This window comes from Microbacterium sp. CPCC 204701, assembly GCF_004010105.1.
GTDB lineage: Bacteria > Actinomycetota > Actinomycetes > Actinomycetales > Microbacteriaceae > Microbacterium.
This window is the reverse complement of record NZ_RRYE01000011.1, coordinates 1-21,322: the sequence shown is the minus strand read 5'-3', so window position 1 is coordinate 21,322 and position 21,322 is coordinate 1. Positions and strand designations below refer to the sequence as shown.

Here is a 21,322-nt window from a genome sequence, read left to right as displayed (position 1 = left end):
GACTCGTCAGCCGAGCAGGAGGGTGATCAGGATGAGCACCGGCACGCAGCCGAGCGTCGTCAGGAACACCGTGTCACGCGAGATCGTTTCGCCGACGTCGTAGCGCTGCGAGTAGTTGAAGACGTTCTGTGCCGTGGGCAGGGCGGCGAGCACCGTGACGATGAGTACGTCGTGCGGGGGGAGTGCGAACGCGAACTCCGCGACCGCCCACGCGATCACCGGCATCGCCACGAGCTTGAGACTCGTCGCCAGCAGGATGTCGCGCCGCCGGCCCGACGGGGCGAGCACCCGCTGACCGTGCAGCGAGATGCCGTAAGCGATGAGGAGGATGGGCACGCATGCATCGGCGAGCAGCTGCGCCGGCTCCATCACGATCGGCGGAAGCTCGATCCCGAGCACCGAGACGAGCGTCCCGAGTGCCGAGCCCAGCACGATCGGGTTCGTCGCCACACGTGCCACGGCCCGCCAGCGGGACGTGCGCGCAGACGTCGCGGCATCCAGGATCGCCATCGTGAGGGGCGTGAGGACCAGCAGCTGCATCAGGATCACGGGGGCGGGATACGCCGCGCTGCCGAGCAGGTAGACCGACAGCGGGATGCCGATGTTGTTGGAGTTGACCTGCCCGGCGCTGAGGGCGCCGATGACGGTCTCGCCGACGGAGCGCCGCCAGGCGACCCGCGCGACGACGGCATGCACGGCGATGACGGCGAACGCCGCGATGGCTGACACGGGGAGGAGGGCCGAGAACAGCGTGCGCACGTCGGCCTGCGCCAGCACGACGAACAGCAGGAACGGCGACAACACGAAGAACGCCAGCCGTGCGAGCACCGGCCGGGCGTGCTCACCCAGAAGGTCGATGCGGCCGAGTATCCAGCCGACCGCAATGGCCACGCCCACGACGACGAATCCGGTGAGCGACTCCAGCACGGTCCGAGCCTAGAGAAATCGTTCTCGCGTTCCGAATCGCGTGCCACGCTCTGTGCTCGACGCTGGGCTGACACACACTCAACGGGTTCGCTGATAATGCACATTATGTCAGTTCGGGGTTGCAGTACCCGTTTGCGAAGGCTGTACCCGCCTCCCCCGGGATCAAGCATCGGGCAATGGAGAGAAGGCCTCGCCGTGCATGAGGGTCAATTGCGACTCGATCCCGAGGTGGCAGCTCAGCTGGTGTGGGATCAGTTCGGCGCAGACGTTGGTGAAGTTCGACCGTTCCCGACTGCTGCGACGACCAGATATGTGTTCCGATCGGATGACCGCGAAGCTCGCGGTCGACGCCGTCCGCAACGCCGTCGCGCGCCGCGGTGAGGTCACCGGCTGCATTCTGCACGCGGACAGGGGCAGCCAGTTCCGCAGCCGGGCCATGGCCCAGGAACTCCGGCGACACGACATGGTCGGATCGATGGGCCGCGTCGGCGCGGCCGGGGACAACGCGGCGATGGAGAGCTTCTGGTCGCTTCTGCAAAAACGTCCTCAACCAGCAGCGGTGGGCGACGCGTCAGGAGCTGCGCCTGGCCATCGTGGTCTGGATCGAGCGGAAGTATCACCGTCAGCGAGCCCAGGACACCCTCGGCGGCGTGACGCCCATCGAGTTCGAGGCCAAGCTAACCGAGCCGCTCACACTCGCGGCCTAAACGGAACCTGTCACCAGTTCGTTCCTCACGCCCCATCACGGCAACCAGGTCAAACAACGTCCCTGGAGATTGCATCTAGCGAGCCGATAACGAAGCAAACAGCTGACCGCAGGCCGTCGATCCCTCGACCGCTTGGCCTGGCTTTCTCGATCACGGGGTTGTCCCGCCCTATCGTTGTGGGATGCGCGGGATCCAGGTCGACGAACGAGACTCGTCGTGGGAATCGAACGAGCCCCGCTACCGCATCTACGTCTTCGAGGGCGCCGGATCGGCGGTTACTACCGTCGATCTGATCGACGCCTCCTTCGAGGACGCCGAATGGTCCGCAACCACGCTCGCCGGCGATGACCAGTTGTGGTCGATCGCGCTGGTGGTCGATGACTCCACCCACGGACGCGGCCTGATCTGGCTGGTCGGGGGTGACTACAACTCGCGCCCGAAGTCGCCTCGGGAGTGGCGAATGCGCGCGGAGATGCAAGACCGTCTGCTCGCGCACCGGAACCGGAAGGGGCTTCCGCTCACTCTCCCGGACGGGCGGCGGGTAATCCGGCTCTTTCCGGATTGGGGACGCGAGTGGCCGTTTTGGGAGTCCTTCAGCGAGCAATACACGCTCGACGTCGGCGACCTGCCGCTGAGCAATGAGCTCGCCGCCGAAATTCACGAGTGGAACGCCGCCTGGCAGTCTCGCGAGGAAATCGAGCCTGTCCCCGATGGCTGGATCGAACACGGGCGGCAGCTCCACGCGCGGATGCAGACAGAGCTCGAGGCGATCGCCGAGGTACGCCCGGACTTCGACTCGCTCTGACAACCTCACCCAAGAATGGGAGCGTATAGCGGTCCTCCCAGCGCGCCGACGCCCCTCTCCCCCGGGCTGCGAGCCTGCGGGAGACCTGGATGCCCGTCTACCCTGCCCGGTGATATTGCGCGCTCAGGAGCGCTGAACGTCTGGCCCAGGCGTACGGTTAGTGAGGAAACGGGCAACGCGCTTTCCCAACAGAGTGCTCGGGTCCTACTGACATGACCTGATACTCGGCAGAGAACTTGCTTTCCACTCGCTCCGGCACTCCTACAACACACCTCATAGAGGCTGGCTTCGGTTCGCTCTTCGTCCAGCAGCAGGTCGGCCATGAATATGCTTCCACCACCGCGCTCTTCACCGGGGCTCAAGTGATTCCCGCTCCGCATCCCTGAGGCGAACCCTTGACAGCGCAATGGCAGACGCGCTCACGCACGGACTGGAGTATTGAGATGCGACCCGGCGACTACGCCTGATTCCTGGCCGTAGGGGTGTCCGCGGCCTGCGCCGTTTGGCGGCAGCGAGTTACTCGTTGAGCGTGGGTGATTTCGCGAGGGGTGCTTTGCGGATGTCGTCGATCATCCAGACGTCGCCGACTTTGACCAAGGTCAGCTCACGTGCCTGCGCATATCGTTCGTTTTGCTCGAGGTCGCGGGCGCGCAGGTACTCATCAATGCCCGTGGTGAAGTGGAGAATCGATTCGAAGCCCACCGTTGCTCGGATCCGGTCCTGACTGATTGTAGATCTCGACCAGGCGACGCCGAGCTGCTCGGTGGTCAGGTCGTTGTCGCGGTAGAGCGCGATCGTGGCGTCGCGGTAGCCTTCTGCGTCGAGCTTGGCGATGAACTCTTCGGAGTAGAACGAGAACTCCTCGCCGACGGCGGTCTCGACGGTGTTGGCGGTGCGGTTGTCCACCGCGGCCGAATGCAGCGCGACCGTGCGCTGGATTGCGATCACGTCGGGGTCGTCGTCGAGCAGCGGGGTGTCGCTTCCTTCGATCGTCCACAGCGTCTGGGTACTATCGCGCTGCGGCTGCGGTGGTGCCGATTCCGCCGCCGGTGGGGCGGGCGACGCGGCGTCGGGTTGACCGACGCATCCGGTCAAGGCGCACATTGCGGCGAGTATGAGACAGATGGCGAGACCGGCGCGTGCAGGTCGGGTGGGCATCGAGGTTCCTTCACTCGGGCCTCGTGGGCGGGCGACGGCGTGCCGCACGCCCACGAGGCGTTCGGTGGGCGTCAGACGGCTGGAGCGGCCTTCAGCTTCCATTGCGCCGACCACCAGCCGGCACCGGCCTTGCCGTACTCGAGATAACCGGTGCGGTTCTCCACGTGGATGGCGCCAAGGGTGGTCAGGTTCTCCAACCGGAAGAAGCCACCGCCCATGTCGGGCGTCCGCCAAACCGACGTCTGTTTCTTCAGCGGGAGGTTGGCGTTGTCCTTCCAAGCACCGGCCGCGACCGGAGCCACCTTGCCATGCAGGACGCTGGTCTGGTCGTCGCCGAGGTGAAGGTACCCGTTGGTGAGGCGGTTGCGCAGCCGGAGGTCGCCGGTGCCGGTTTGCTCGGGCGCCCACTGCGCCGCCCAGTTCCCCATCGAAACAGACCCGAATCGGACCTTGGCGTCATTGTCGGCGATACTCGCGTACCCGGGCAGGTTCCGGTTCGTCAAGAGCTTCCACGTGTCGGAGAGTTCCTCGGAGTATCCCGCGTCGGACTTGAAGACACGCAGGTAGTCGACCTCGAACTGCTTGGGCCAGACCCCGTTCGGTGCGCCCGATCCGGCACCGGTGTAGATGTTCATGATGATCCCCATGGCCTGGTTCGGGGCGTCATTGATCGTCTTGACGAGCTGCCCGTCGTAGTAGAACTTGAGCTCCCAAGGCGTCCAGTCCATCCCGTAGATGTGGAACTCCTCCGTCGGGGCGCCCGAGACCGGCACGGTGTCCAGTGACCATGAGGACAAGAAGTCCGGGTCTCCCCAGCCGTACGCGGCGATCCGCCACTTGTCGGGGGTGCTGAAGAAGGTCTCGATGAAGTCGATCTCAGGCTGCGCGGACGTCGAGGTATCGGTGCCAACGAGCCAGACCGCCTGGTGCCCGCCGCCGCCGGCGTTTGAGAGCTTGGCCCGGACCTCGAAGTACCCGTACTGCGTGGTGTACCCGTTGAACGTGGGCAGGTCGTTGCGGTTCACGGCGCTCCCGTTGAACTTGTGCCAGTTGTTCGCGTTGTACGTCTGGATCGCAGAGGAGACCACCGTGCCGTCCTGGGCGGGATTCCACGGCGGTTGATCCTGTTCGACCCGCAGCTTGATCGTGCCGTCGGAAACGGTGTACCGCGCGTCGGTGGCGTCGATGTTCTCCGGCGCCACCCAGTGTGGGAGGTAGTTCGGCAGCCAGCGGGTCGTGTCGAGGGCGGTCCCGTCGAACTCCTCATTGAAGTCGAGGGTGTACCCGGGCTTGGTGGGACTGTTCGGCGGGGCGTCCTCGGCCTGCGCCGCCGACACGCCGCCGCCGGCGACCAACGCCGCCGCGGCGAACCCGATCAACACTGAACGGAGATGCATTCTCATCGTGCTTTCCTTTTTTTGTGGGGGGCGTGCGGGAGATTCGACTAGCCGACGGCGAGAGCGCCGATCGATTGGAGTTCGACGACCGTGCTGGTGTTGCGGGCCTGCTCGGCGGCCCACACGAGCTCATGCGAGTGAAGGCTGTCGCGTCCGCCGGATTCGATCAGTGCACGATCGCCGGTGCGGACCGCGTCGAGGAACGCATCGATGAGCGAGGCATCCGCCCCGCCGTGTCCGTCCGCGGCGCTCGCGCCATCGAGCGTTGAGGTCTCCATGGTCTCCCTCGTATTGGTTGTGAATTCGTGCACGACGAGGCGCCTTCCGTCTCCGTCGATGCTGCCGAGAGTGCCGAAGATCCGGGTCTTGCGGAAGTCGAGATCGGTGAATGCGGTCACGGTGAAAGACGCGGTGACGCCGCCCGTGTACTCGAGGTTGACGACCTGGTGGTCGGCGACGTCGTTCCTGCCGTTGAACACACATTCGCCATAGGGTCCGGTGCGGAGCGCCTCATCAACGCGTTCCGCGGTGACCTGCGGGGTGAGGACCGCGAGCGGCCACCGTTCACCGACCGGATCGCCGAGAAATCGGCCATAGATGGTCGGCGCCGAGTAGGCGCAGGAGTTCACGAGGGCGCAGTCGACGCAGCGATCGGCAGCGCCGGTGGGCATATTCGCAGGGGTGAAGAAGCTCAGGCTGCCGAACGAGGAGACGCGGCGCACCGGCCGGCCGATGATGTGGCTCAGCCAATCGAGGTCATGACTGGACTTCGCCATCAGCATGGAGCTCGACTCGGCCTCCCTTGCCCAGTTGCCCCGAACGTAGGAGTGCGCGAAGTGCCACCAGCCGATCGGCTCGAGGTGCTCCACGGACACGATTTCTCCGATTCGCCCACTGTCGAGCAGTGCCTTGAGCGCACGGCTGTAGGCGCTGTAGCGCATGACGTGGCAGACCATGAGTAACACGTTGTTCCGTTCGGCAGCCTCGACGATGCGGAGGCTGTCCTCCCGGGTCGGCGCCATGGGCTTCTCGAGCAGGAGGTGATACCCGGCTTCGGCGAACGCCACCGCAGGGCCGACGTGGAGCCGGTCGGGGGTGGCGATAACCGCGGCGTCCGCGAGCGGCGACGTCGCAGCGAGCTCCCCCCAATCCGAGAACACGGCATCGCCAGGGAGCGCGTACTCCTCAGCGAACGCGGCACGCCGTTCCGGGTCGGGCTCGACCACGGCAACGACCTCCGCTCTTCCGGTGGCCACCGCGAGCCGTGCGTAGTTTGTACCGCGGGAGCCTGCGCCGATGACGGCAAGGCGCACGAGTTCTGACATGGAGCTGGATCCTTCTCCGGGGACGTGCGAGCTCATTTGATGGAGCCCTGCAGCATGCCGCTGATGAAATGGCGTTGGAAGATGAAGTACAGGATCACGATCGGGCCGATGACGATCAGGGTCCCGGCGGCAAGCAGGGGGATGTTCTCACCGAACTGCTGCACGAAGGTCCCGAGGCCGGACGGCGCAGTGCGCATGGTGGGGTCGCGCAGCAGGATGAGAGCGAGGAGGAACTGATTCCACGCCCACATGAAGTTGAGCAGGCCGAGGGTGACGAGTGCCGGGCGCGCTGTGGGCAGCAGGATCTGCGTCAATACGCGGAAGCTGGATGCTCCGTCGAGTTGCGCGGCTTCGATGAGCTCGCGCGGGATCGATTCGAAGTAGGCCCGCATCCAGAAGATGCCGAACGGCATGAACGCTCCGGCGAGCGGGAGGATCACCGCCCAATAGGTGTCGATCAGACCAATGGCCCGGAAATCGAAGTACAGAGGGATCACGATCGCCTCGTAGGGCAGGGTCAGCCCGGCGATGAAGAACGCGAACAGCACAGCCTTGCCCTTGAGACGCATAGTGCCCATCGCGTACCCGGCGAGGGTCGCACAGGCGAGGGCGATCGGCACGACGACGACTGCGATGATCGCGCTCGAGCGGATAAGCGAGGCGAACCCGGCCGCCGTCCACGCTTCGGCGAAATTCGACCATTGCGGGTCGCTCGGCCATTCAAGCTTCGGTGCAAGGGTGTCGCTCGGCTGCAGGGCTGCACTCATCAACGCGAGGAACGGGACGATCACCGATGCCGCAGCAACGATCAGGAATGCGCCTGCGAGCGCGCGTGGGGCGAGGCGGTTCATGGCCGCTCCTTTCCGAGTCGCCCGACGATCGCCACGATCGCAAGGATCAGTGCGCTCAGCACGGTTGCGAGGGCGCAGGCGACGCCGACCCGGTTCGAGGTGAAGACAAGTTGGTAGATCAGCACGCCCGGAACGGTCGTGGCGCGGCCGGGGCCGCCGCCAGTAGTCACGTAGACGACGTCGAAGCTCGCGAGGGCGGAGATGATTGTCACGGTCACGGCGATGACGATCTCGGGGCGCAGCCCGGGCAAGGTGACGTGGAAGAACTGCCGCACCGAACCGGCACGGTCGATTCGAGCGGCCTCGTAGAGCGACGGGTCGATCTTCTGCATTCCGGCGAGGAGCAGCATCGTGCAGAGCCCGGTCGTCACCCACGTGCCCACGAGTCCGACGGCGAAGTAAGCCCAATCGAAGTCCCCGAGCCATGCGCGGGTCAGGTCTCCGAGGCCGACGCCTGTGAGGAGCTGGTTGATCGGGCCGTCGGAACCGTAGAGGTAGCGCCAGATCACACCTACCGCGACCAGCGGCAGGATCTGCGGAAGGAAGAGGATGGTGCGGAGGATGCCCTGGCCGCGTCGCTGCCGCGCGGCGATCACTGATGCGATGATCAGTCCGAATCCGACCGGGAGCACCGTGTAGAAGAACACGAATCCGAGGCCGTTCAGCAGTGAGGTTTGCAGCAGCGGCTCGTTGAGGACGGTGACGTAGTTCTCGAGACCTACCCAGGTGGAGGCGCCGATGCCGTCCCACTCGTAGAACGAGATCCAGATGCTGTGCAGCCATGGAGCAGCAACGAAGAGGCTGTAGAAGATCAGGGCAGGCGCGATGTACGCCAATGCGACGAGCGCTTGCCTGCTATGAGCCCAGCGCAGCGCGGCTCGATGCGTCGATGAGATTGCTGCCTGCCGTTGCCTCGGCGAGTCGGCGCGGACCGCGCCGGCCGGAATGGGGGCGTCGGTATTCGACGCCCCCATTCTGGTGACGGTGCGGTCGCTCAGGTCAGCCCTGACCATGTGTCTGGGTCCAGTCCGTCTGGACCTGGGTGATGAAGTCCTCGGGAGTGATCTTTTTCGCGAGGAGCTCCTGGCTGGCGGCGGTGAGCGTGTCGTTCATGGTCGCGGTCGCGTTGTTGTTGAACCCGACGAGGCCGTTGGCGTCGACCACCCGGCTCCACGCGTCGACGATGCCTTCCTTGATGGTGCCGGGGTCGGCGGTCGCGGCCGACGGGTCGACCGGCATGAAGCCCTGCGCGAACTGCTGCTCGGAGGCCTCGGGCGAGTTCAGGAAGTTCAGGAAGGCGGCGGCCGCGTTCGGGTGCTCGCTCTTCGATGAGATCGCGTAGGCCACCGAGGTGCCGATCGCCGTCACGTTCTCGCCCGGGAACGGCGCGAAGCCCGCGTCCGCTCCTAGGCCGTCGCCGATCTTCGCCGCGTCCCAGTTGCCGTCGACGAAGAACAGGCTGTTCCCCGTGATGAACTGGTCGACCGCGCCCTGCAGGTCGACGCCGTTCGCGTCGGTCGGCAGGTAGCCGGCGGCGTTCCACTCGTCGAGCTTGGAGGTCGCGAGCTGGTTGCCGGCGGTGTCGAAGTCGGCGCCCTCGGTGCCGAACACCCACTTCGCGGCGTCATTCGCGCCGTCGATGGACTGGCCGATCAGCTGGATCACGAAGCTCGAGTGGCCCTGGGCGTTGCCAAGCTGCAAGGGGACGATGCCGGCGGCCTTCGCGGTCAAGAGGTCAGCCTCGAGCTCGTCGAGCGTGGTGGGCGCCTGGGTGATGCCGAGGTTCTCAGCGACGGCCTTGTTGTAGTACAGGCCGACGATCGAGAATCCTGCCGGTGCCGCATACAGCGCGCCGCCCGGGCCGAGCGTCGTACCGTCTGCGGCGACACGCCACTGGTCGAGCTGGTTGCTCGGATACACATCCGCCCAGCCGTACAGATCGGCGTACGGGTCGAGGTCGAGCACGAGATCGTTCTTCACAGTGTTCGCCACGCTGTTCAGCAGGACGATGTCGGGCGACTTCGTCGAGCTCAGCGCGAGGTTGACGCTCTTGTTGTAGTCCTCGTAGCTCGTCTGCTCGTACTCGACGGTGATGTACGGGTACTGCTCCTCGAAAGCCGCGATCGTCGCCTTGGTTGACTCCCCCGATTCCGGCGTCGAGACGAGGTTCAGCGTGATTTCCTCGCTGCCGAGATCCTTGCTCACCTCCTCGGCGGGACTGTTCGAACCGATCGAACCGCCGGGCGCGCAGCCCGCGAGAAGTGCCGCGACGGCGAGAGTGCCTGCGGCGGAGAGGACAAGCTTGCTCCGTTGCATGATGCTCCAAGATTGGGGTGCTGCAAAGCCGAGGGAAGATTTCACAAGGCCATTTCGTTTTAGGAGACTACGTCCCCCCTCGTCTGATGTCAACTCAGGTCGAACGATTTCACAAATCCCTTTCATTTTCGTTATCATCGTGATCACAAGAAGGAGGAGATCGTGACGCTCCGAGGAAACGATGTGGCGACACTTCGGCGAATCAACTCCCGGGCGGTGCTCCGTGAGCTTCACTTCGATGACGGCGGAGCCCGGTCTGTCACCGAACTCGCGAAGCGGGTCGGCCTCTCGCGGCCCACAGTCGAGGCGGCTCTGGCGGACCTCGCAGCCGAGGGTTGGGTTGAAGAAATCTCCGCGGTCGCGTCGCCGCACAAAGCTGGCCGCCCAGCTCGTCGCTACCGTTTCGCTGCACGAGCTGGTGTCGTCGTCGGCATCGACCTCGGGCCGCACACCATCGCCGTGATCGTCGCAGATCTTCGCGGCGAGCCGCTTCACATCGAACGACGGAGCGGCCTCGATCTCTCCTCGGGCGACGCGGCATGGAGTGCCATCCACGAGCTCACTCTGGCTGCGATCCGAGCGGCTCGCGTGACACCCGCAGGCATCCGTGCGATCACGGCCGGAGTGCCCGCCATTGTCGACGCCGACGGTGACATAGCCCTGACGACGGTGGTGCCCGACTGGCTCGCGTCTCGGTTGCCTGAACGGCTACGACATGCCTTCCCCACAGTGCGGGTGTTCTTCGACAACGACGCCAAACTCGCCACCCTCGCCGAGACCGAATGGGGCTGCGCGGCAGACGTAGAGAACGCGGTATTCCTCCTCGCAGGTCACCGCCTCACCGCCGGGCTCATCGTCAACGGCAAGGTGATTCGCGGCCGCCACGGTGGTGCCGGCGAGATCGGCGCCAACGCCGTCGTTGGTTGGGAGCACGCGGTTGGCCGCTTCCGGGAACGGATCGGCGACTCGAACGTGGAGTCTGTGCTCGACGCTGCGGCACGCGAGGATCCCGCGTCGGTCGCGGCAGTCACGGCCTTCGCCGACGATATCGCCACCGGCCTCGGAATGCTGATCCTCGCCATCGATCCGCAGATCGTCGTGGTCGGCGGTGGATTCGCCCGCGCAGGCGTTCCCTTGTTGGAGGCCCTCGAGGCGGCGGTGCGCCCGCAGTGCCTGTTCATGCCTGCATTTGCGCTTTCGTCAGTAGGCGTCGATGCTGTGGCACGCGGAGGTGTCGCACATTCGCTCACCTACGTTCGTGTCTCTCAGATGGAACTCACGGTGGCCTAGACGAAATGTCGAGGATCGATCGGCAGGCGATTGAGCGTCACCTCACAGAACCGATTGCGCCGGCGGTGCAGGCGCAGGTCGATAGTCCGTCACGACAATCTCGATGATGGCTAGGCGGCTTCGAGCCTCCAAAGAGAGCCTTGTCAAGAATTCGGCTACGCGACTTCACCATCAGAAGTTGTACTACTTGCGAAATTCGCAATCACTGCAGAAACGGGTATCACCCGGCGCGCTCCCCTGAGTAGCCGGAGAGCGTCTCCACCTATTCCCGATAACTCAAAATGACGATCCCGTCAATGACCTCATCACAGACCGCAGCCGCACTGACCATCGACTGCCGACCCAAGGAGCCCACCCATGCCTAAGCACACGTCATCACTGTTGGTCGCGCGAGAGCAAGCTCTCGCAGTTCGCTCCCTGTACGAAGTACTCGAGGAGCGTTTCAACGGGAAGACCTGGTCACTGCACGAACTGATGATCGGATTCTCCAACGACGTCGGCTACATCGGCCGCCTCCTACTCGCCCACGAAGGAACCTGGGGCATCGACGGGGACCCTCGGGCCGAGCTGCAACACAAGCTCGCCGAATCCGTCTGGTGGACATTCGTTCTCGCCGACAAGCTCGACATCGACCTTGACGAGGCTTTCGCCAACACGATGGCCAGCATCCGCGCCGGGCTGGAATCCACCATCGCCCGCACCGGATCCTCTGAGCCGAACCAGCCCTGACCCCTCCCCGCATCCACAAGAAGCCCAAGGAGCAGGAAATGACCGCCACCCAGCCGACTCAGCACCTGCATGCGTCCAACGCACCCGAGCATGTACGCACACCTCGCGTGAACTACGTCGCCGTCCTCGGCGACGGCGCACCCGGCAGCGACGAGTTCTACCGCAAGAAGATCCTCGTCTCCGCCATCGCCCGCGTCCTCAACGAAAGCGACGAGACACCAGTCGTGGAGCTCCAGTTCTGGTACCCAGAAAACTCCGCACCAGTGGACATCGCCGACTTCTACAGCGTGAACCCCATCCCGTCTCTGTTGTACCGCGTACTCGCCCAGATCCCCGAAGGCACGACCGCAGCACACATCGCCGCCGCACGCACCCGCGCCGCGAGTACCGCGGACATCGCCAGCGACGATGTAGCGGCATTCTCGATTCCCGAGCAGGATGTCGTTCAAGTCATGCACCACGGGCCGTTCGCGCAGGAGTTCGCTACTCTCGAACGACTCGGTGACTACGCGCAACGGCGGGATCTGCACCGAGCCGGACCCCACCACGAGATCCACCTGGACGCCTTCACTCGGACAACCCCGCAGGGCACTCTCCGCACAATACTCAGAGACCCGGTCATGTAGCCCTCGCCCGGCATCGGAGTGACCAGTGGGCTAAGGGTGAGAGTCGTTACATATGTCAACTTAGGTCGACGCCTCGCCGGCACCCGACGTCGCTTCAGCGAGTCGCTCCGCGCGTTCCTGTTGTCGACGCCAGGACTCTCTTCCGGCCAAGCGCACCCGCACCCACCCTGGGGTGTTGCCTCTGGCGTTCATCTGGCGGCCAGGGGCTCGGTCATCTGCTCTCGTCGCATGGGGCGGCCCGAGCGGCCGTTGGCGCGTCCGAGTGGTCGCAGTCAGGGGCGCGGCCTCATCCCCGGAAGGGAGGGGTGAAATTCATTCATGGGCGACCGTGTGCGTGGTGGAGGTGAGTTGCGGAATCGAGAATCGGGTATGTCCGAGATCCAGATCGAACGGCACGTTTGTTCCTCGGTCCGCGTAGACGACCCCCATGACCATCAGTAGCCCCGCGACATCGACCTGAAACGGGATGAGACCGCCGGATTCAGCCGCGAGGGATGCGGACCAGAGGATCAGTCCCGCCCCGAGAGCAGCTGCAACCGCGTCCAGCAGGATCTTCCGCTGCGGGTACTCCCCTGAGGCAGTCCTCCTTTCAGCACGACTCAGTACCCGCTCGTGATTCGGCGCGCCGCTCTCTACCGCGTACGGTGTGGCTATGCTGCCCATCGATACCCCGAGACTTCGTTTCAGGCCGATGACACCCGCCGACCTGGACGCGATGGCCGGACTCTTGGGCGACCCTGACGTGATGCGGTTCTATCCGTCGCGAAAAACGCGCGGCGCGGCGGCCGAGTGGATCGCGTGGAACCAGAGGAACTACGCGGAGTACGGGTACGGCCTCTGGATCATCGAGACGCTCGACGGTGAGTTCGTCGGCGACTGCGGTCTGACCTGGCAGGACGTCAACGGCGTTCGCAAGCTCGAGGTCGGGTACCACGTCGGCGTCGAGTGGCAGGGACGCGGCCTCGCGACCGAGGCCGCGGCCGCGTGTCGCGACTTCGCATGCGCGCACGTCGACACCGACGAGCTCGTGGCGATCATGCACCCGGACAATCGCGCTTCTGAGCGTGTGGCGGAGAAGATCGGGATGAACCGTGTCGAAGACGACCGCACCGGCAGCACCGCTGCGCGCAGGGTGCTGAGCATACGCATCTAGTTCTCCGCGGTGGCTTCAGTTCGAGCAGGCGTCATCCCCTCATCCGGACCCGATCGAATCGGACCGGAGAGATCGGGCGCGGTCCGTGCGCGATGGACAGAGTTGGAGGCGAAGGGAGAACCGTGATCACTGAGCTCAACCGCCTCGTCGACTACGTCGAGGCGAACCTGGCAGACGAGATCGACGTCGACGGCTTCGTCCGCGGGGCCGGCACCACCGAGTACCACCTGCGCCGGATGTTCTCGTCGCTGGCAGGCATGCCGCTGTCGGAGTACATCCGGCGACGGCGGATGACCGTTGCCGCCGCCGAGGTCATCGACGGCGACGACGAGCTGCTCGGCATCGCGGTGCGTTACGGATACGGCTCCACCGAAGCGTTCGGCCGGGCTTTCCGTGCCGTCCACCAGGCGAGTCCTGCCGACGTGCGCCGTGATGGCGGTCCCCTTTGCACACAACCGCAGCTCAGGTTCCGCCTGACCGTAGAAGGGAGCTTCCCCATGCATGCCCGAATCCTCGACCGACCCGCCTTCCGACTCGTCGGACACGCAGCCCGAGTACCGCTCGTGTACGAAGGCGTCAATCCGCACATCCAGGCTCACATCGCCTCGCTCCCGCGCGAGGAGCACGGTCGCTTGAAGGCGCTCAGCACGACGGAGCCCGCAGGACTCCTCCAGGTGAGCGCGGACGTCGACCCGGACTACGCCGAAGGCAGCGAGCTGACGTACCTCCACGGCGTCGCGCTCGACACGCAGACGCAGGTTCCCGACGACCTCGACGCGATCGATGTGGCTGCGGGCGCGTGGGCCGTCTTCCGCACGTCCGGACCTCACCCGAGCGCCCTGCAGTCGACGTGGGCGGCGACGGCGACCGACTGGTTCCCGTCGAACCCGTGGCGCCTGCGCCCCGGCCCGTCGATCGTCGCGGTGCTCGAACGGGCCGACGACTTCAGCACGGCCACGTGCGAGCTCTGGCTGCCTGTCGAGCGCGACTGATCCGGCGTGTGCGCTCCCCGCGTTCGGCGGTGGAGTGCACACGTCTGGCAGACTTCCGGGATGCCTCATTCCGACGACCTCGCACGACTCTGGCCTGCGGCATCCGTTCGCGCCCGCTCGGGCGATCTCGAGCTCCGCTGGATCGACGACGGACTGCTGGTCGAGTTGGCCGAACTCGCGTCGCGCGGCGTCCACGCGCCGGACGCGATGCCGTTCGAGCACCCGTGGACGCGTGGCACACCGGAGGATGTCGCCCGCAGCGTGCTCACCTACCAGTGGGCGCTGCGCGGGCGCCTCTCCCCCGACAACTGGGCACTCGAGCTCGCCGTCGTGCACGAGGGAACCGTGGTGGGCGTGCAGGGACTCGTGGCCGATGACTGGTCCGTGCTGCGGACCGTCAAGACGGGGTCGTGGCTGGGCATCGCCCACCAGGGCCGCAGTATCGGCACGCGCATGCGCATTCTCGCGCTGCATCTGGCCTTCGACGGCCTGGACGCCCTCGAGGCCCACTCCGGCGCGTTCGTCGACAACCCGTCTTCGAACGCGGTGTCACGTCGCGTCGGCTACGACCACGACGGCGCATTCCGCATCGCGCGTGAAGGCGCCGCGGTGTGGCACAACCGGTACGTCATGTCGCGAGAGAGGTGCGAATCGCTGCGTTTGCAGCACGCCAACCTGCTCGGCGCGCCGATCGAGCTCACCGGCGTCGATGGCCTGCGCGGCATGATCGAGGCCCAGCAACAGGCCTGATCGCTACACGAAGCGGGGGTGGGCGATGATCGCCCACCCCCGCTTGCGTTGCGGACTCAGAGGCCTGTGGCGTCGTCCGTCGAGCTCGTGCTGTGACGGGTCACGCGCTCGCCTGCGGTCGGATCGACAGCCGAACGGCTGACGGTCTCGGACCGGCGGCGGCGCATCAGGAGCACAAGCCCTACCAGGAAGATCACGACACCCGCGCCCATCAGGATGTAGCCGACCATGTCGAGGTCGATCCATCCGACCTCGACGTTCAGCGCGAACGTGAGTACGGCTCCGATGGCGAACAGCACGATCCCTGCGCCGATGCTCATGCGATGCTCCTTTCCGGGGCACGGCGATCCGCCCTCCCCATTCGCGGGACGCGTTCGTCCCGCATTCACGTTCCCGTATCGCGCCCTCTCACGTCAGGGGCTTGACAGAGGGCGGATGCCGCGGCATCAGGCATCCGCCGATCACTACTGTGGAAGGGTGCCGCATATGACCCGCCTCCCCGCCGCGGGGCCGGGGCTGCGGGCGTGGCTCATCTGGACCGTGGCGGTCTCGGGCTACGTCCTGGCCATCACGAATCGCTCGTCGCTGAGCGCCGTCGGTGTCGACGCGGCGGCGCGCTTCGACGCCGACGCTGCGACGCTGTCGATGTTCGCCGTCGTCCAGCTGGCCGTGTACGGCGGCATGCAGCTCCCGGTCGGCGTGCTGCTCGACCGCTTCGGCTCGCGCCCTGTCATGACGATCGGGATGCTGCTGATGGCGGTAGGTCAGCTGACCATGGCCCTCTCCCCCAGCGTCGGCGTGGCGATCGTCGCGCGCATGCTGCTGGGCGCGGGTGATGCGGCGATCTTCCCCGGCGTGCTGCGGCTGATCGCCACGTGGTTCCCCGCTCAGCGCGGGCCGATCATGGTGCAGTTCACCGGAATCGTCGGCCAGACGGGGCAGCTCGTCGCGCTCATCCCGCTGGCAGCCCTCCTGCATGCGACCACGTGGAGCATCACGTTCGGGAGCATCGCGGGCCTCGGCGTGCTGTTCGCCATCCTGGTGTTCCTCATCGTCCGCAATCACCCGCCCGACCGCGAGGAGGATGTCTCGGTCGACACCGACACCGGTGCGATCCGCGTCGTGACCTCCGCTGTCGACACCGGTGTCGGCATCCGGGCCGCATGGGCACACCCGGGCACGCGCCTGGCGTTCTGGTCGCACTTCACGACGCCGTTCGCCGGCACCGCGTTCGTGCTGCTGTGGGGCATGCCGTTCCTCACCGCCGGCGAGGGGCGCACGGTCGCCGAGGCCGCGACGATCATGTCGGTGTACGTGGTGGTCGGGATGGCTCTCGGCCCCGTGATGGGCGAGCTCTCGCGCCGCATCCCGCATCGGAGGTCGCGCGCGCTCGTGCTGCCCACGGTCGCCGTGCAAGCGCTCGCGTGGCTCACCGTGCTGGCGTACCCTGGTCCGGCCCCGCTGTGGCTCCTGTTCGCGCTCGCGGTCGCGCTGGCGACCGGGGGTCCCGCGTCGATGATCGCGTTCGACCACGCGCGAACCCACAATCCGTCTCACCGCCTGAGCACCGCGACCGGGGTCACGAACGCGGGCGGGTTTCTGGCAGCGCTCGTCGCGATCCTCCTGATCGGAGTCGCACTCGACCTGCAGGGCGCGGGTACTCCTTCCACCTACACGCTCGACGCGTTCCGCGTGGCGTTTCTCGTCCAGGTCCCGTTGTGGCTGCTGGGCGGCGCGTTCATCGTGATCGAGCGCAAGCGCACGCGCATCCGGCTGGGCATGGACCCGCCGCGGATGCCTCGACGCCCACGGCGCTGAGCCCGCCGCGTGTCGGACCCCTCCGGTACGGTGGCGGGCATGTCTCGGGTCATCTTCTACACCGCCACCACGCTCAACGGATTTCTCGCCGACGACGACGACTCGCTCGACTGGCTTTTCGCGGCGCCGGGCGGCGAGGGCGGCGACGAGGACTTCCAGGAGTTCCTGTCGGGAATCGGCGTCCTCGTGCAGGGCTCGTCGACCTACCGCTGGGTGGTCGAGCACGAAGACCTCGTCGCGCACCCGGAGAGGTGGCCCGGGTACTACGGCGACCGGCCTACCTGGGTCTTCTCGACTCGCGAGCAGCCGCGCGTGCCCGGGGTCGACATCCGGTTCGCATCGGGCGACGTGCGCGACGCGTGGCCTGAGATCGAGCAGGCCGCGGGTGACCGCGACGTGTGGGTGGTCGGGGGCGGTGACCTCGCGGGCCAGTTCGCCGACGCCGGACTGCTCGACGAGATCCGCGTTTCGATCGCACCCGCGGCTCTGCCATCGGGCAAGCCCCTCCTCCCCCGTCGGCTCGGCCCGGATCGTCTCGAGCTCACCGGCGTGCGGCGCGCGGGCGCGTTTGCAGAGCTGAGCTATGCGGTGAGGGCGGGGCGGCAGTAAGACGTGCGCGCCGGGGCCGGTTACGCCCCGGACGGACGGATCTCGGTCCAGGACGCGAACTTCGGCTCTCGGCCGTCCCCTGATGACGTCCGGGTGAGCCGGCGACGCACCCACGGCCCGACGTGCTCCCGGTAGTACGTCGCGCCCCGTGTGACACCGGACTGCGGCAGGGGCGGGAGCGACCACCACTCGGCGGGCGGCTCCATGCCGAGCGCTGTCAGCACGCGCGCGGCGACGCGATGGTGGCCGCGCGCGTTCATGTGCAGCCGGTCCTCCGACCAGTACGGCGGCGTCGCCAGCTCGCGGTCGAACCAGTTGAGAGCGCGCACGATGTCGGGGCGATCGGCGAAGTCGGCTTCGACGGCTCGTGAGAGCAGGTCGCCGCGACGTTTGATCACCCGGCTGAGCGGAAGCTGCGCCGACGGATTCGCGCCTGACAGCAGGATGAGCCGCACGCCCTCCTCATCGCACCGGCGCAGCACCGTCTGGAACGCCTCCACGACGCGCGCGACGCTTGTGCGAGGCCTCAGCATGTCGTTCCCGCCGCCGTTGAACGACAGATGGGTCGGTCGCAGCGCCAGTGCCGGCTCGAGCTGCTGCTCGACGATCGGCCACACCAGCTTTCCGCGGATCGCGAGGTTCGCGTACTCGATCGGCTCACCCGACGCGTCGGCCCAGCCCTGAGCGGCGAGATCGGCCCAGCCGCGTACATACCCGCCGGGCAGCTCGTCGCCGACGCCCTCGGTGAACGAGTCGCCGATGGCGACGTAACGGACGGATGCCACGACACGAGCCTATTGCCGCGGCAGGCGCGGCCGCGTCAGCGATCGTCGAGTGCGCGCCCGCGGCGGTCAGCGAGCCCCCACGCGGCGGCGGCTGCGACCGCGAAGAACACCGCGAACACGATGAACAGGACGGGGGCGCCGCCCGCCGTGAGCAGCGGCGGCACTGCGAGGGGGGCGACGATCGAGGCGATCCGACCGACGCCGGCGGCCCACCCCGAGCCCGTCGCACGCAGCGAGGTCGGATACATCTCGGGGGTCACCGCGTAGAGGGCACCCCAGGCGCCCAGGTTGAAGAACGACAGCGCCATCCCGGCTCCGATGATCATGCCGACGCTGCCCGCGGTGCCGAAGACGATCGCCGACGCCGCAGAGCCCACCAGGAACACCGACAGGGTGAGACGGCGGCCCCACACCTCGATGAGCCACGCCGCGACGGCATACCCCGGAAGCTGCGCCAGCGTGATGACGAGCGTGAAGCCGAACGAGCGGACGAGGTCGTAACCCTGCTCGACGAGGATCGACGGGATCCAGATGAATGCGCCGTAGTACGAGAAGTTCACGCAGAACCACACGAGCCAGAGGCACGCCGTGCGCACCCGGAACTCAGCCGCCCACAGCGCTGCCAGGCGTGCTCCGAGCGTGGGCGCGATGGCCGGCGGGCTCTCCGGCCGAGTGGATGAGGCGGTCGCGGGTCGTCCCGCTGCGCTCTCGAACTCCCGCACGACCGCTTCGGCCGCGGCGAATCGGCCGCGACGCTCGAGCCAGCGAGCCGATTCCGGCAGTCCCCAGCGGACGATGAGCGCATACACGGCGGGGATGGCACCGAGGAGGAACGCCCAGCGCCAGCCGTCCGGCGACATCGGGATGACGAGGTAGCCGATCAGCGCGGCCGCCGTCCACCCGACGGCCCAGAACGCCTCGAGGATGACGATGAGGCGTCCGCGCATGCGCGCCGGCGCGAACTCGCTGACGTACGTGCTGGCGACCGGGAGCTCGGCGCCTAGGCCCAGGCCCACGAAGAACCTGAGGATCAGCAGTGCCACCAGCCCGCCCACCAGGGCGCTCGCGCCGGTGGCGATGCCGTACACGAGGAGCGTCAGCGCGAAGACCTGGCGCCGTCCGAAACGATCTGCCAGCAGGCCGCCGACGCTCGCGCCGATCGCCATGCCGACGAACCCGATCGAGGCGATCCACGCCGTCTCGTGCCGCTGCAGGTCCCACTGCACGGCGAGAGCGGCGATCACGAACGAGATGAGCCCGACATCCATCGCGTCCAGCGCCCACCCGATGCCTGAGCCGGTCAGCACCCGCAGGTGGCGACGGGTGAAGGGCAGGTCGTCCAGACGCCTCGACAGTGTTCCGGTCGCGGGGGCATCCGCACCCGCGGCGGGTGCCGGACGAGACGAGTCGGTCATAGCGTCATCGTACGGATGCCGCAGCCTCGGCGGGCGCTACGCGAGCATGTCGCGCACAAGCGGCGCGACCTGCGTGCCGTACAGCTCGATCGACCGCATCATCTTCACGTGCGAGAGCGTCCCGGTCGAGAACTTCATGTCGAAGCGCGCGGCGCCGAGCGTCCGGATCGTATCGGCGATCTTGCGCGCGACCGTCTCGGGTGCGCCGATGTACAGAGCGCCCTCCGGGCCGACATCGTGCTGGAAGCGCAGTCGGTTGTACGCAGGCCAGCCGCGCTCCTTGCCGATCGTGTTGTTCATGGCCTCGAATCCCTCGTACGCCTCGTCCCACGCCTGCTGGTCGGTGTCGGCGACGTGGCCCGGCGAGTGCACGCCGATGGGCAGCTGCGCGTGCTCGAAGGTGTCGAGCGAGCGGCGGTAGAGATCCGCGAAGGGGCGGAACCGGGCTGCGGGACCGCCGATGATCGCGAGCATGAGGCCGTATCCGAAGCGCGCGGCGCGGACGACCGACTCGGGAGTGCCGCCGACGCCGACCCAGGCTCGCAGGCCGTTCTCGGTCTTGGGGTACACGTCCGCCTCGGTGAGCGCGGCACGCATCGTGCCCTGCCACGTGACCGGCTTCTCGTCCAGCAGCTGCGAGAACAGGTCGAGCTTCTCGTCGAACAGGGCCTCGTAGTCGCGCAGGTCGTAGCCGAAGAGCGGGAACGACTCGATGAACGAGCCGCGTCCGAGGATCACCTCGGCCCGACCGTTCGAGACCGCGTCGAGCGTCGCGAACCGCTCGAACACGCGCACCGGATCGTCGCTCGAGAGGACTGTGACGGCCGTGCCCAGGTGGATCCGCTCGGTACGGGCGGCCGCGGCGGCCAACACGATCTCGGGGCTCGACACCGCGAACTCGGGCCGGTGGTGCTCTCCTACCCCGAAGAACGACAGCCCCACGCTGTCGGCGAGCACCGCCTGCTCTACGGTGTTGCGGATCGTCTGCGCATGACTGAGCAGCGCGCCCGAGGCATCGCGGGTGACATCTCCGAAAGTGTCGAGTCCCAGTTCGATGCCTGCGAGATCGGGAGTGGCGAGATCGCTCATGTGCGGATCCTTTCCATGCATGTGCATGAACCACTCCGAGCGGCGGGGCATTCCCGAGACATCCGGCTGACGCGAGCGTATCGTGGAGGCATGGCACTCTTCGCCGATCGTGCCGCCGCCGGACGAGAGCTCGCGCAGTCGCTGGCCGGCTGGCGGGGAACGGATGCCGTGATCTTCGGCATCCCGCGAGGTGGGGTCGTGACGGCAGCGGCGGTCGCCGACGTGCTCGACCTGCCGCTCGACGTCGTGGTGGTGCGCAAGCTCGGCGCCGCCGGGCACGAGGAGTTCGCCGTCGGCGCGATCGCCGACGGCGTCCGTCTCGTCGAGCCGACCGCGGTGCGCTGGGCGGGCATGTCACCACGAGACGTCGACGAGGTCGAGGCGGCGGAGCGCGACGAGCTGGCTCGGCGTTCGAAGGCCTTCGGCTCCGGGACGACCGATCTCGAAGGTCGTACGGCGATCGTCGTGGATGACGGCGTCGCGACGGGATCGAGCGCGGTCGCCGCGTGTCGTGCGCTGCGCTCGCGCGGGCCCTCGCGGATCGTCCTGGCCGTGCCGGTCGCGCCGACGCGGTGGAGCC

The 21,322-nt window shown here is 66.9% G+C and carries 22 protein-coding genes and 1 pseudogene; 11 read left to right on the top strand and 12 right to left on the bottom strand.

Going from position 1 to position 21,322, the window contains the following annotated elements; genetic code table 11:
• Window positions 1-6: 6 nt before the first annotated feature.
• Window positions 7-927 (bottom strand): AEC family transporter, encoded by a 921-nt coding sequence (locus tag EIO58_RS02280; protein ID WP_127818079.1) that lies wholly within the window; start codon window positions 925-927, stop codon window positions 7-9.
• Window positions 928-1,249: 322 nt separating this feature from the next.
• Between EIO58_RS02280 and EIO58_RS19245 the strand changes: the two are divergent.
• Window positions 1,250-1,634: pseudogene (locus EIO58_RS19245) on the top strand (transposase); the annotation flags it as partial.
• A gap of 181 nt (window positions 1,635-1,815) precedes the next feature.
• Entirely contained in the window at window positions 1,816-2,439 is a 624-nt protein-coding gene (locus EIO58_RS02270) for a hypothetical protein (RefSeq protein WP_127818077.1), read from the top strand.
• A gap of 516 nt (window positions 2,440-2,955) precedes the next feature.
• Here EIO58_RS02270 and EIO58_RS18610 read toward each other — a convergent pair.
• The 6 genes from EIO58_RS18610 to EIO58_RS02235 form a co-directional block, all read right to left on the bottom strand.
• Window positions 2,956-3,699: a hypothetical protein gene (locus EIO58_RS18610; RefSeq protein ID WP_164861497.1), complete on the bottom strand. Its 744-nt coding sequence runs from the start codon at window positions 3,697-3,699 to the stop codon at window positions 2,956-2,958.
• Window positions 3,669-5,000 carry a glycoside hydrolase family 16 protein gene (locus EIO58_RS02255; protein ID WP_127818074.1) on the bottom strand — a complete coding sequence of 444 codons (1,332 nt, stop codon included), beginning with the start codon at window positions 4,998-5,000 and terminating at the stop codon, window positions 3,669-3,671. Before EIO58_RS02255 ends, EIO58_RS18610 begins: the two co-directional genes overlap by 31 nt.
• 41 nt (window positions 5,001-5,041) lie before the next feature.
• Window positions 5,042-6,319 carry a Gfo/Idh/MocA family protein gene (locus tag EIO58_RS02250; protein ID WP_127818073.1) on the bottom strand — a complete coding sequence of 426 codons (1,278 nt, stop codon included), beginning with the start codon at window positions 6,317-6,319 and terminating at the stop codon, window positions 5,042-5,044.
• Between the two features lie 32 nt (window positions 6,320-6,351).
• Window positions 6,352-7,170 (bottom strand): carbohydrate ABC transporter permease, encoded by an 819-nt coding sequence (locus tag EIO58_RS02245; protein ID WP_127818072.1) that lies wholly within the window; start codon window positions 7,168-7,170, stop codon window positions 6,352-6,354.
• Window positions 7,167-8,006 carry a carbohydrate ABC transporter permease gene (locus EIO58_RS02240; protein WP_240658528.1) on the bottom strand — a complete coding sequence of 280 codons (840 nt, stop codon included), beginning with the start codon at window positions 8,004-8,006 and terminating at the stop codon, window positions 7,167-7,169. Before EIO58_RS02240 ends, EIO58_RS02245 begins: the two co-directional genes overlap by 4 nt.
• Before the next feature lie 163 nt (window positions 8,007-8,169).
• Window positions 8,170-9,486, bottom strand: coding sequence for an ABC transporter substrate-binding protein (locus EIO58_RS02235; RefSeq protein ID WP_164861496.1), 1,317 nt, complete (start codon window positions 9,484-9,486; stop codon window positions 8,170-8,172).
• A 162-nt stretch (window positions 9,487-9,648) separates the two neighbouring features.
• Here EIO58_RS02235 and EIO58_RS02230 point away from each other — a divergent pair, with 162 nt between their 5' ends.
• From EIO58_RS02230 to EIO58_RS02220, 3 genes are all read left to right on the top strand, one after another.
• Entirely contained in the window at window positions 9,649-10,776 is a 1,128-nt protein-coding gene (locus EIO58_RS02230; RefSeq protein ID WP_164861495.1) for an ROK family protein, read from the top strand.
• Window positions 10,777-11,133: 357 nt separating this feature from the next.
• On the top strand, window positions 11,134-11,505 hold the full coding sequence (locus tag EIO58_RS02225) for a hypothetical protein (RefSeq protein ID WP_127818068.1): 372 nt from the start codon (window positions 11,134-11,136) through the stop codon (window positions 11,503-11,505).
• A gap of 38 nt (window positions 11,506-11,543) precedes the next feature.
• Window positions 11,544-12,131 (top strand): GyrI-like domain-containing protein, encoded by a 588-nt coding sequence (locus EIO58_RS02220; protein ID WP_127818067.1) that lies wholly within the window; start codon window positions 11,544-11,546, stop codon window positions 12,129-12,131.
• A gap of 312 nt (window positions 12,132-12,443) precedes the next feature.
• Here EIO58_RS02220 and EIO58_RS02215 read toward each other — a convergent pair whose 3' ends face one another.
• Window positions 12,444-12,794, bottom strand: a complete 351-nt coding sequence (locus EIO58_RS02215; protein ID WP_127818066.1) for a hypothetical protein — start codon at window positions 12,792-12,794, stop codon at window positions 12,444-12,446.
• On the opposite strand from EIO58_RS02215, the gene EIO58_RS02210 reads away from it, so the two are divergent.
• The 3 genes from EIO58_RS02210 to EIO58_RS02200 all read left to right on the top strand — a co-directional run bounded on the left by EIO58_RS02210 (window position 12,784) and on the right by EIO58_RS02200 (window position 15,026).
• Entirely contained in the window at window positions 12,784-13,284 is a 501-nt protein-coding gene (locus tag EIO58_RS02210) for a GNAT family N-acetyltransferase (protein ID WP_127818065.1), read from the top strand. The genes EIO58_RS02215 and EIO58_RS02210 overlap by 11 nt on opposite strands.
• 122 nt (window positions 13,285-13,406) lie before the next feature.
• Window positions 13,407-14,276: an AraC family transcriptional regulator gene (locus EIO58_RS02205; RefSeq protein WP_127818064.1), complete on the top strand. Its 870-nt coding sequence runs from the start codon at window positions 13,407-13,409 to the stop codon at window positions 14,274-14,276.
• A 60-nt stretch (window positions 14,277-14,336) separates the two neighbouring features.
• Complete coding sequence (locus EIO58_RS02200) at window positions 14,337-15,026, top strand: GNAT family N-acetyltransferase (RefSeq protein ID WP_127818063.1); 690 nt, start codon at window positions 14,337-14,339, stop codon at window positions 15,024-15,026.
• A 56-nt stretch (window positions 15,027-15,082) separates the two neighbouring features.
• Here EIO58_RS02200 and EIO58_RS02195 read toward each other — a convergent pair whose 3' ends face one another.
• The gene (locus tag EIO58_RS02195) at window positions 15,083-15,346 is read right to left on the bottom strand and encodes a DUF6458 family protein (RefSeq protein WP_127818062.1); all 264 of its coding nucleotides are present in this window, start codon (window positions 15,344-15,346) and stop codon (window positions 15,083-15,085) included.
• Window positions 15,347-15,512: 166 nt separating this feature from the next.
• On the opposite strand from EIO58_RS02195, the gene EIO58_RS02190 reads away from it, so the two are divergent.
• Window positions 15,513-16,844, top strand: coding sequence for an MFS transporter (locus EIO58_RS02190; protein WP_127818061.1), 1,332 nt, complete (start codon window positions 15,513-15,515; stop codon window positions 16,842-16,844).
• Between the two features lie 39 nt (window positions 16,845-16,883).
• Entirely contained in the window at window positions 16,884-17,453 is a 570-nt protein-coding gene (locus EIO58_RS02185) for a dihydrofolate reductase family protein (protein WP_127818060.1), read from the top strand.
• 20 nt (window positions 17,454-17,473) lie between these two features.
• Here the strand turns inward: EIO58_RS02185 and EIO58_RS02180 are convergent, their stop codons facing one another.
• The 3 genes from EIO58_RS02180 to EIO58_RS02170 are packed head-to-tail and all read right to left on the bottom strand — an operon-like array spanning window position 17,474 to window position 20,742.
• Complete coding sequence (locus EIO58_RS02180; protein ID WP_127818059.1) at window positions 17,474-18,238, bottom strand: SGNH/GDSL hydrolase family protein; 765 nt, start codon at window positions 18,236-18,238, stop codon at window positions 17,474-17,476.
• Window positions 18,239-18,273: 35 nt separating this feature from the next.
• On the bottom strand, window positions 18,274-19,653 hold the full coding sequence (locus tag EIO58_RS02175) for an MFS transporter (protein WP_127818058.1): 1,380 nt from the start codon (window positions 19,651-19,653) through the stop codon (window positions 18,274-18,276).
• 36 nt (window positions 19,654-19,689) lie between these two features.
• Window positions 19,690-20,742, bottom strand: coding sequence for an LLM class flavin-dependent oxidoreductase (locus tag EIO58_RS02170; protein ID WP_127818057.1), 1,053 nt, complete (start codon window positions 20,740-20,742; stop codon window positions 19,690-19,692).
• A gap of 90 nt (window positions 20,743-20,832) precedes the next feature.
• Between EIO58_RS02170 and EIO58_RS02165 the strand changes: the two genes are divergently transcribed.
• On the top strand, window positions 20,833-21,322 hold a 490-nt coding region (locus tag EIO58_RS02165), incomplete at its 3' end, for a phosphoribosyltransferase (protein ID WP_127818056.1).

Excerpts from the sequence above, each read along its gene's own strand:
- EIO58_RS02270 (WP_127818077.1), top strand. The coding sequence starts at position 1,816 with ATGCGCGGGATCCAGGTCGACGAACGAGACTCGTCGTGGGAATCGAAC.
- EIO58_RS18610 (WP_164861497.1), bottom strand. The coding sequence starts at position 3,699 with ATGGAAGCTGAAGGCCGCTCCAGCCGTCTGACGCCCACCGAACGCCTC.
- EIO58_RS02255 (WP_127818074.1), bottom strand. The coding sequence starts at position 5,000 with ATGAGAATGCATCTCCGTTCAGTGTTGATCGGGTTCGCCGCGGCGGCG.
- EIO58_RS02250 (WP_127818073.1), bottom strand. The coding sequence starts at position 6,319 with ATGTCAGAACTCGTGCGCCTTGCCGTCATCGGCGCAGGCTCCCGCGGT.
- EIO58_RS02245 (WP_127818072.1), bottom strand. The coding sequence starts at position 7,170 with ATGAACCGCCTCGCCCCACGCGCGCTCGCAGGCGCATTCCTGATCGTT.
- EIO58_RS02235 (WP_164861496.1), bottom strand. The coding sequence starts at position 9,486 with ATGCAACGGAGCAAGCTTGTCCTCTCCGCCGCAGGCACTCTCGCCGTC.
- EIO58_RS02225 (WP_127818068.1), top strand. The coding sequence starts at position 11,134 with ATGCCTAAGCACACGTCATCACTGTTGGTCGCGCGAGAGCAAGCTCTC.
- EIO58_RS02220 (WP_127818067.1), top strand. The coding sequence starts at position 11,544 with ATGACCGCCACCCAGCCGACTCAGCACCTGCATGCGTCCAACGCACCC.
- EIO58_RS02210 (WP_127818065.1), top strand. The coding sequence starts at position 12,784 with ATGCTGCCCATCGATACCCCGAGACTTCGTTTCAGGCCGATGACACCC.
- EIO58_RS02215 (WP_127818066.1), bottom strand. The coding sequence starts at position 12,794 with ATGGGCAGCATAGCCACACCGTACGCGGTAGAGAGCGGCGCGCCGAAT.
- EIO58_RS02200 (WP_127818063.1), top strand. The coding sequence starts at position 14,337 with ATGCCTCATTCCGACGACCTCGCACGACTCTGGCCTGCGGCATCCGTT.
- EIO58_RS02195 (WP_127818062.1), bottom strand. The coding sequence starts at position 15,346 with ATGAGCATCGGCGCAGGGATCGTGCTGTTCGCCATCGGAGCCGTACTC.
- EIO58_RS02190 (WP_127818061.1), top strand. The coding sequence starts at position 15,513 with ATGACCCGCCTCCCCGCCGCGGGGCCGGGGCTGCGGGCGTGGCTCATC.
- EIO58_RS02185 (WP_127818060.1), top strand. The coding sequence starts at position 16,884 with ATGTCTCGGGTCATCTTCTACACCGCCACCACGCTCAACGGATTTCTC.
- EIO58_RS02175 (WP_127818058.1), bottom strand. The coding sequence starts at position 19,653 with ATGACCGACTCGTCTCGTCCGGCACCCGCCGCGGGTGCGGATGCCCCC.
- EIO58_RS02170 (WP_127818057.1), bottom strand. The coding sequence starts at position 20,742 with ATGAGCGATCTCGCCACTCCCGATCTCGCAGGCATCGAACTGGGACTC.